Consider the following 8,177-nt stretch of genomic DNA (forward strand, 5'->3'; position numbering starts at 1 on the left):
TCCTTTCTTTTTACCGACTTATCCACATATTCACAGGCCCTACTAGTACTTCTACGATTTTTATTAAATAAATATATATACATGTCATTAAGAAAATTTAGGAGGACCACTATGAAATTCACGATTCAAAAAGATCGTCTTGTTGAAGGTGTCCAAGATGTATTAAAGGCCGTATCCTCTAGAACAACGATTCCTATTTTGACCGGGATTAAAATTGTTGCATCTGATGAGGGGGTTTCTCTAACAGGAAGCGACTCTGATATCTCAATTGAATCTTTTATTCCTAAAAGAGATGGGGATTTAGAAGTCATTACAATTGATCGTCCGGGAAGTATTGTGCTGCAGGCCCGCTTTTTTAGCGAAATCGTTAAGAAATTGCCAATGTCTACTGTCGAAATTGAAGTAGAACAAAACCATTTGACCATCATCCGCTCTGGTTCAGCAGAATTTAATCTAAACGGCTTAGATGCTGAAGAATATCCACATCTGCCACAAATCGAAGAACACCATGCTTTTCAAATTCCAACAGATCTGCTTAAAAACTTAATTCGTCAAACCGTTTTTGCAGTGTCCACCTCAGAAACACGACCTATCTTGACAGGTGTAAACTGGAAGGTGGAAAAAGGTGAATTAATATGCACGGCAACGGATAGTCATCGTCTTGCTTTAAGAAAAGCGAAGTTAGATATTAACGAGGAAAATTCGTACAATGTGGTCATTCCAGGGAAGAGTTTAACAGAGCTAAGCAAAATTCTTGATGATGGACAAGATCTTGTGAGCATCGTCATTACAGAAACGCAAGTTCTTTTTAAAGCACAAAACGTACTGTTCTTCTCAAGATTGCTGGATGGTAATTACCCAGATACAGCTCGCCTCATTCCGGAAGAAAGTAAAACGGATGTTGTGGTGAACACGAAAGAATTCCTTCAAGCGATTGATCGTGCGTCACTCTTGGCAAGAGAGGGACGTAATAACGTTGTGAAACTGTCTGCTGATCCTGCGGAAAGTCTTGAAATCTCTTCTAACTCGCCTGAAATTGGTAAAGTGGTTGAAACGGTTCAAGCGGATGACATTAAAGGGGAGGACCTAAAGATCTCCTTTAGTCCGAAATATATGCTGGATGCTTTAAAAGTATTAGAGGGAACTGAGATTCATGTAAGCTTCACTGGTGCAATGAGACCATTCCTTTTACGCACGCCGAATGATGATTCAATCTTGCAATTGATTCTTCCAGTAAGAACGTATTAAGTTCATCTAAAATGGCTGCTGTGTGAGTGCACAGCAGCTTTTCTTCTCGTTTACCATGCTTTCTTTCATCCCAGTTCGCTTTCCCCCTTTCCTTCTTGTCTTGTTTTTTAGTACAATTAGATATTAGTGATATTGAAAGAGGTCGATACAATGCCTAATCTTATAACCATTGAAACAGAAATGATTACATTAGGGCAGTTTTTGAAATTAGCCGAAGTCATCCAATCTGGCGGAATGGCGAAATGGTTTTTAAGTGAACATGAGGTGTTCATTAATCAAGAGCCAGATAATAGACGGGGACGTAAATTATACCCAGGAGATGTTGTCGAGATTGAAGGTTATGGCACATTTCAAGTTGTGAATTAGAAACGGGTGACAATACATGTACATTCAAAGTCTGGCGTTAACCTCATACCGAAACTATGAACACACCGAACTTCAATTCGACAATAAGGTCAATGTCATGATCGGTGAGAACGCCCAAGGTAAAACGAACTTGATGGAAGCGATCTATGTATTGTCGATGGCAAAGTCTCATCGTACGTCAAATGATAAAGAACTTATCCGATGGGACGAAGACTATGCTAAAATAGAAGGTAGAGTCATCAAAAAAAACGGTCCACTCCCAATGCAGCTCGTGATCTCAAAAAAAGGAAAAAAGGGAAAGGTCAATCACATTGAACAACAGAAACTTAGTCATTATGTTGGTGCTTTAAACACCATCATGTTTGCACCAGAGGATCTGAGCCTTGTGAAGGGCAGCCCACAAATTCGCAGAAGATTCCTCGACATGGAGATTGGACAAGTTTCTGCTGTCTATTTACATGATTTATCGCTCTATCAAAAAATCCTTTCTCAGCGAAATCATTACTTGAAGCAATTGCAAACAAGAAAGCAAAAGGATCAAGCGATGCTGGAGGTTTTAACAGAGCAGTTGATTGATGCGGCAGCGAAAGTTGTCAAAAGACGACTTACTTTTACGAAACAGCTTGAAAAATGGGCGCAGCCTTTGCATTTTGGGATTTCTAGAGAGCTAGAAACACTCACGCTCCAATACCAGACAGCGATAGAGGTATCAGAAGCGTCAGACTTGTCGAAAATAAAGAATAGCTATGAAGAATCGTTTCAGAAACTAAGGGACAGAGAAATAGACCGAGGGGTGACACTGTGGGGGCCTCACAGAGATGACCTTCTTTTCTTTGTGAATGGTCGGGATGTTCAGACATATGGCTCTCAAGGGCAGCAAAGAACAACAGCTCTTTCACTAAAGCTTGCAGAAATTGATCTGATCCATGAAGAAATCGGTGAATACCCAATTCTTCTACTCGATGATGTTTTATCTGAACTTGATGATTACAGACAGTCTCATTTGCTTCATACCATTCAGGGACGTGTACAGACCTTCGTCACGACAACAAGTGTTGAAGGCATCGATCACGCTACCCTGAAAGAAGCGGAAATTTTCAGAGTAGCCAGTGGAAAAGTAATTGACTGATAAATGAGGTGTGAGTCTTGTATATTCATTTAGGTGATGATTGTGTTGTTTCTACACGAGAGATTGTCGCAATTGTTGATTACAAAATGAGATCATCTTCTGTTGTAGAGGAATTTCTTCAAAAACAAGAGGAACAAATCATTTCGTTGTCACAAGGGACACCCAAATCCATCGTCGTCACAACTAAATCCGTGTATTACTCTCCTCTTTCCTCAAGCACGCTCAAAAAACGTGCTTCATTTGTGATTGAAATTGAAGTCTAAAAGCTCAATTCATATAAATATATCGTTTAAGAAAAGTGTAGGTGAATGTACGTGGCAATGGAACAGCAACATAATAGTTATGATGAAAATCAGATACAGGTGCTCGAGGGGCTAGAAGCTGTTAGAAAACGTCCAGGAATGTACATTGGGGCAACCAATGCAAAAGGACTTCACCATCTTGTATGGGAAATTGTCGACAACAGTATTGATGAGGCATTAGCTGGTTATTGTACAGACATTACAGTGCAAATTGAAAAAGATAATAGCATTACAGTAAAAGATAATGGCCGCGGTATTCCTGTTGGGATTCATGAAAAGATGGGACGACCTGCAGTAGAAGTCATTATGACTGTTCTTCACGCTGGCGGTAAGTTTGACGGCAGCGGTTATAAAGTATCTGGCGGTCTGCATGGTGTAGGGGCGTCTGTTGTAAATGCGTTATCTACAACCTTAGACGTGACAGTATATCGTGATGGAAAGATTCATCATCAGCAATTTAAACGCGGAGTTCCCGTTGGCGATCTAAAAATTATTGGTGAAACAGACGTAACAGGTACAACCACTCATTTTGTGCCAGATCCAGAAATTTTCACTGAAACCATTGAATTTGATTACGACACACTTGCCAATCGTGTACGCGAGTTAGCCTTCTTAACAAAAGGTGTTAACATCATCATTGAGGACTTACGCGAAGGAAAAGAGCGTAGAAATGAATACTGCTACGAAGGCGGTATCAAGAGCTATGTGGAACATTTAAATCGCTCGAAAGAAGTGGTTCATGAAGAACCAGTTTACATCGAGGGTGAAAAAGACGGAATCACTGTTGAAGTTGCTTTACAATACAACGATTCCTATACAAGCAATATCTATTCTTTCGCCAACAATATCAATACGTATGAAGGCGGAACACACGAAGCAGGCTTCAAAACGGGTCTGACGCGTGTCATTAATGATTATGCTCGTAAAAATGGCGTATTCAAAGATGGGGACTCGAATTTGAGTGGTGAAGATGTGCGCGAAGGCTTAACGGCTATTATCTCCATCAAACATCCAAACCCACAATTCGAAGGTCAAACGAAAACGAAGCTTGGGAATTCAGAAGCGAGAACCATTACAGATTCTCTTTTCTCTGAAGCACTTGAGAAATTCCTGCTAGAGAACCCGGATTCTGCGAAGAAAATCGTAGAAAAGGGACTGATGGCAGCTCGTGCAAGAATGGCAGCTAAAAAGGCACGTGAGCTGACAAGACGTAAAAGTGCACTGGAAGTCTCTAGCCTGCCTGGGAAATTGGCAGACTGTTCTTCTAAAGATCCTTCTATCTCTGAGCTCTATATCGTAGAGGGAGATTCTGCGGGCGGATCTGCTAAGCAGGGTCGTGATCGTCACTTCCAGGCCATTTTACCGCTAAGAGGAAAGATCCTAAACGTTGAAAAAGCACGCCTAGATAAAATTTTATCTAACAACGAAGTTCGTTCTATGATTACAGCGTTAGGAACTGGAATCGGTGAAGACTTCACTTTAGGGAAAGCTCGCTATCACAAAGTTGTGATCATGACGGATGCGGATGTCGATGGTGCCCATATTCGCACGCTGCTCTTAACGTTCTTCTATCGCTACATGCGTGAAATCATTGAAAACGGTTATGTGTATATTGCGCAGCCGCCTTTATATAAAGTGCAGCAAGGTAAACGTGTTGAGTATGTGTATAACGATAAACAGCTAGATGAGCTGCTAAAGACATGGCCTCAAACACCAAAACCTGGACTTCAGCGCTATAAAGGTCTTGGAGAAATGAACGCAACTCAGCTTTGGGAAACAACAATGGATCCTGATGCGAGAACACTTCTTCAAGTGACGCTTGAGGATGCGATTGATGCTGATGAGACATTTGAAATGCTGATGGGAGATAAAGTAGAACCAAGACGAAACTTTATCGAAGAAAATGCACAATACGTGAAAAATCTTGATATTTAGATAGGTCGCCTTGAGAACAACCTTATTTCTTGTTTGGAATAAGGTTGTTTTTCAAGATTCAGGCCTGTGAAACGAATGTCCTGGTTTTCTATGTTTCGTTGATTTTCTAGTAAATTAATGTGTATAAAGCAGAGATTATTGATATAATGAAGAATAGTCTTGTGAAGATAAATACATATTTTACTCCCACATAATTTATTTCATGTGATACGTAAAGGGAGGTTCTTATAGTGAGTGAACAACATACACCAAATGTACGCGAAGTGAATATCAGTCAAGAAATGCGTACGTCCTTTTTAGATTATGCAATGAGTGTTATTGTTTCGCGTGCATTACCAGATGTACGAGATGGATTGAAGCCTGTGCATCGAAGAATTTTGTATGCGATGAATGACCTAGGAATGACAAGCGATAAACCATTTAAGAAATCTGCACGTATCGTTGGGGAAGTTATCGGTAAGTACCACCCTCACGGTGATAGCGCTGTATACGAAGCAATGGTTCGGATGGCGCAAGATTTCAACTATCGTTATATGTTAGTTGATGGTCATGGAAACTTTGGTTCAGTCGATGGAGACGGAGCAGCGGCGATGCGTTATACCGAGGCGCGGCTATCAAAGATTTCTATGGAAATCCTCCGTGATATCACAAAGGATACCATTGATTATCAAGATAACTATGATGGCAGTGAAAGAGAACCAATGGTGATGCCTGCAAGATTTCCGAACTTATTGGTTAACGGAGCGACAGGAATTGCTGTAGGAATGGCGACCAATATTCCGCCGCACCAATTAGGTGAAGTAATAGATGGGGTATTGGCCATCAGTCAAAACCCTGAAATGACAACACCTGAGCTTATGGATATCATCCCAGGACCAGATTTCCCAACAGCAGGACAAATCATTGGGCGAAGCGGTATTCGGAAGGCGTATGAAACAGGGCGCGGCTCTATTACATTACGAGCGAAATCGAATATTGAAGAGACATCTAGCGGTAAACAGCGCATTGTTATCAATGAGATTCCGTACCAGGTCAACAAAGCCCGTTTGATTGAAAAAATCGCTGATCTTGTCCGTGATAAAAAGATTGATGGCATTACAGATTTGCGTGATGAGTCAGATCGTAATGGTATGCGTATTGTCATTGAGCTGAGAAGAGATGCGAATGTCCATGTTCTATTAAACAATCTTTATAAACAAACGACACTTCAAACCTCATTCGGTATCAACTTGCTGGCGCTTGTTGATGGACAGCCAAAGGTTTTATCACTGAAACAATGTCTTGAATATTATCTTGAGCATCAAAAAGTGATCATTCGCAGAAGAACGGCGTATGAACTGCGTAAAGCAGAAGCAAGAGCTCATATTTTAGAAGGCTTGAGAATTGCACTTGATCACTTAGATGAGGTCATTGCCTTAATTAGAGGATCTCAAACCGCTGAAATTGCGAGAAATGGTTTGATGGAAAACTATAGCTTGTCTGAAAAACAGGCACAGGCCATTCTTGATATGCGACTCCAGCGCTTGACTGGTTTAGAACGAGAGAAGATAGAAGATGAATATAAAGGACTTGTTGATTTGATTGCTGAATTAAAAGCCATCCTAGCAGACAATGAGAAAGTTCTTGAAATCATTAGAGAAGAATTAATAGAAATCAAAGAGCGCTTCAATGATACGCGTCGAACTGAAATTGTGACAGCGGGTATTGAAACAATCGAAGATGAGGACTTGATTCCTGTTGAGAACATTGTGATTACACTGACTCATAATGGTTATATTAAGCGTCTGCCTGCATCAACATACCGCAGTCAAAAAAGAGGCGGTAAAGGTGTCCAAGGAATGGGGACTAACGAGGATGATTTCGTTGAACAACTGATCTCTACATCGACCCACGATACGATCCTCTTCTTCTCCAATAAAGGGAAGGTCTATCGTGCGAAGGGGTATGAGATTCCTGAATTTGGTCGAACAGCGAAAGGGATTCCGATTATTAACCTCCTTGAAGTAGAAAAAGGAGAGTGGATTAACGCCATTATCCCAGTAAGCGAATTTGATGAAGATTCGTACCTCTTCTTTACAACAAGACACGGTGTATCGAAACGGACATCATTGTCTCAGTTTGCAAACATTCGAAACAATGGTCTTATTGCACTGAGCCTGCGTGACGAAGATGAACTGATGGCCGTTCGTTTAACCAATGGAGAAAAACAAATCATCATTGGGACGAAAAAGGGTATGCTGATTCGTTTCGACGAGACAGATGTTCGTGAAATGGGTCGTACGGCAGCTGGGGTCAAAGGGATCACACTTTCTGAGGATGACATCGTCGTTGGAATGGAAATCCTTGAGCCAGATGCAAACGTATTGATCGTCACCGAAAGAGGTTATGGTAAATTAACGCCTGAAAAAGAATATCGTGTTCAAACTCGAGGCGGTAAAGGTCTTAAAACATGCAAGATCACTGACAACAATGGTCCGCTTGTCACAGTGAAGGCGACCAATGCTGAAGCTGAAGAAGACTTGATGATTATTACAGGGAGCGGTGTCATCATTCGTATGGCCGTTTCAGACATTTCGACAACAGGCCGTGTCACTCAAGGTGTCCGCCTGATTCGTCTACGTGATGATGAACATGTCGCTACAGTGGCATTAGTTGAACAATCACCAGAAGATGATGAAGAGAATAGTGAAGAAAACATAGAGTCAGACCAAGAACAATCTGAGTAAAAATAAAGCCGGTTTTTCACCGGCTTTATTTTTTTTGAAAAAACATGATTTTTTTTGAAATTTATAATGCTTTTTTCATAGATATGTGTTAATCTTTCAAAGGAGCAAAAAGAGGCTCTATTTTTTATCTCTTTCACAGCAAAACTTCTTAAAAAAATAAAATGTTTTTCAAGAAAAATGTTGACTATTGATAGAGATATATGATATATTTAAGTGGTCGCTTTGAGAGAGTGACAAACAAGTTCTTTGAAAACTAAACAAGACAAAACGTACCTGTTAATTCGAGTTTTTATAAAAAAATCCTATGAAACATCATAGGTAGTCAGTCAAACTGGCGAAAAACAAAACTTCGGTTTTGTTCTTTTTCGGAGAGTTTGATCCTGGCTCAGGACGAACGCTGGCGGCGTGCCTAATACATGCAAGTCGAGCGGACAGAAGGGAGCTTGCTCCCGGATGTTAGCGGCGGACGGG

6 protein-coding genes and 1 rRNA gene are annotated in these 8,177 nt (G+C 40.8%); all 7 read left to right on the forward strand.

Annotated elements, in window-relative coordinates:
* Window positions 1–111 precede the first annotated feature (111 nt).
* Window positions 112–1,248, forward strand: a complete 1,137-nt coding sequence (dnaN, locus tag C6W18_RS18195; RefSeq protein WP_105928487.1) for a DNA polymerase III subunit beta — start codon at window positions 112–114, stop codon at window positions 1,246–1,248.
* A 150-nt stretch (window positions 1,249–1,398) separates the two neighbouring features.
* Window positions 1,399–1,614, forward strand: a complete 216-nt coding sequence (yaaA, locus tag C6W18_RS18200; RefSeq protein ID WP_008360916.1) for a S4 domain-containing protein YaaA — start codon at window positions 1,399–1,401, stop codon at window positions 1,612–1,614.
* A gap of 16 nt (window positions 1,615–1,630) precedes the next feature.
* Window positions 1,631–2,743: a DNA replication/repair protein RecF gene (recF, locus tag C6W18_RS18205; protein WP_105928488.1), complete on the forward strand. Its 1,113-nt coding sequence runs from the start codon at window positions 1,631–1,633 to the stop codon at window positions 2,741–2,743.
* Between the two features lie 17 nt (window positions 2,744–2,760).
* Window positions 2,761–3,006, forward strand: coding sequence for an extracellular matrix regulator RemB (remB, locus tag C6W18_RS18210; protein ID WP_024718423.1), 246 nt, complete (start codon window positions 2,761–2,763; stop codon window positions 3,004–3,006).
* Window positions 3,007–3,063: 57 nt separating this feature from the next.
* The gene (gyrB, locus tag C6W18_RS18215) at window positions 3,064–4,980 is read left to right on the forward strand and encodes a DNA topoisomerase (ATP-hydrolyzing) subunit B (RefSeq protein WP_105928491.1); all 1,917 of its coding nucleotides are present in this window, start codon (window positions 3,064–3,066) and stop codon (window positions 4,978–4,980) included.
* A 230-nt stretch (window positions 4,981–5,210) separates the two neighbouring features.
* The gene (gene gyrA, locus C6W18_RS18220; protein WP_105928489.1) at window positions 5,211–7,706 is read left to right on the forward strand and encodes a DNA gyrase subunit A; all 2,496 of its coding nucleotides are present in this window, start codon (window positions 5,211–5,213) and stop codon (window positions 7,704–7,706) included.
* A 362-nt stretch (window positions 7,707–8,068) separates the two neighbouring features.
* Window positions 8,069–8,177 (forward strand): 16S ribosomal RNA (locus tag C6W18_RS18225); the annotation flags it as partial.

Origin of the sequence: Bacillus sp. LLTC93 (assembly GCF_002993125.1) — a bacterium.
GTDB classification, from domain to species: domain Bacteria; phylum Bacillota; class Bacilli; order Bacillales; family Bacillaceae; genus Bacillus; species Bacillus zhangzhouensis.

Excerpts from the sequence above, each read along its gene's own strand:
- dnaN (WP_105928487.1), top strand. The coding sequence starts at position 112 with ATGAAATTCACGATTCAAAAAGATCGTCTTGTTGAAGGTGTCCAAGAT.
- yaaA (WP_008360916.1), top strand. The coding sequence starts at position 1,399 with ATGCCTAATCTTATAACCATTGAAACAGAAATGATTACATTAGGGCAG.
- recF (WP_105928488.1), top strand. The coding sequence starts at position 1,631 with ATGTACATTCAAAGTCTGGCGTTAACCTCATACCGAAACTATGAACAC.
- gyrB (WP_105928491.1), top strand. The coding sequence starts at position 3,064 with ATGGAACAGCAACATAATAGTTATGATGAAAATCAGATACAGGTGCTC.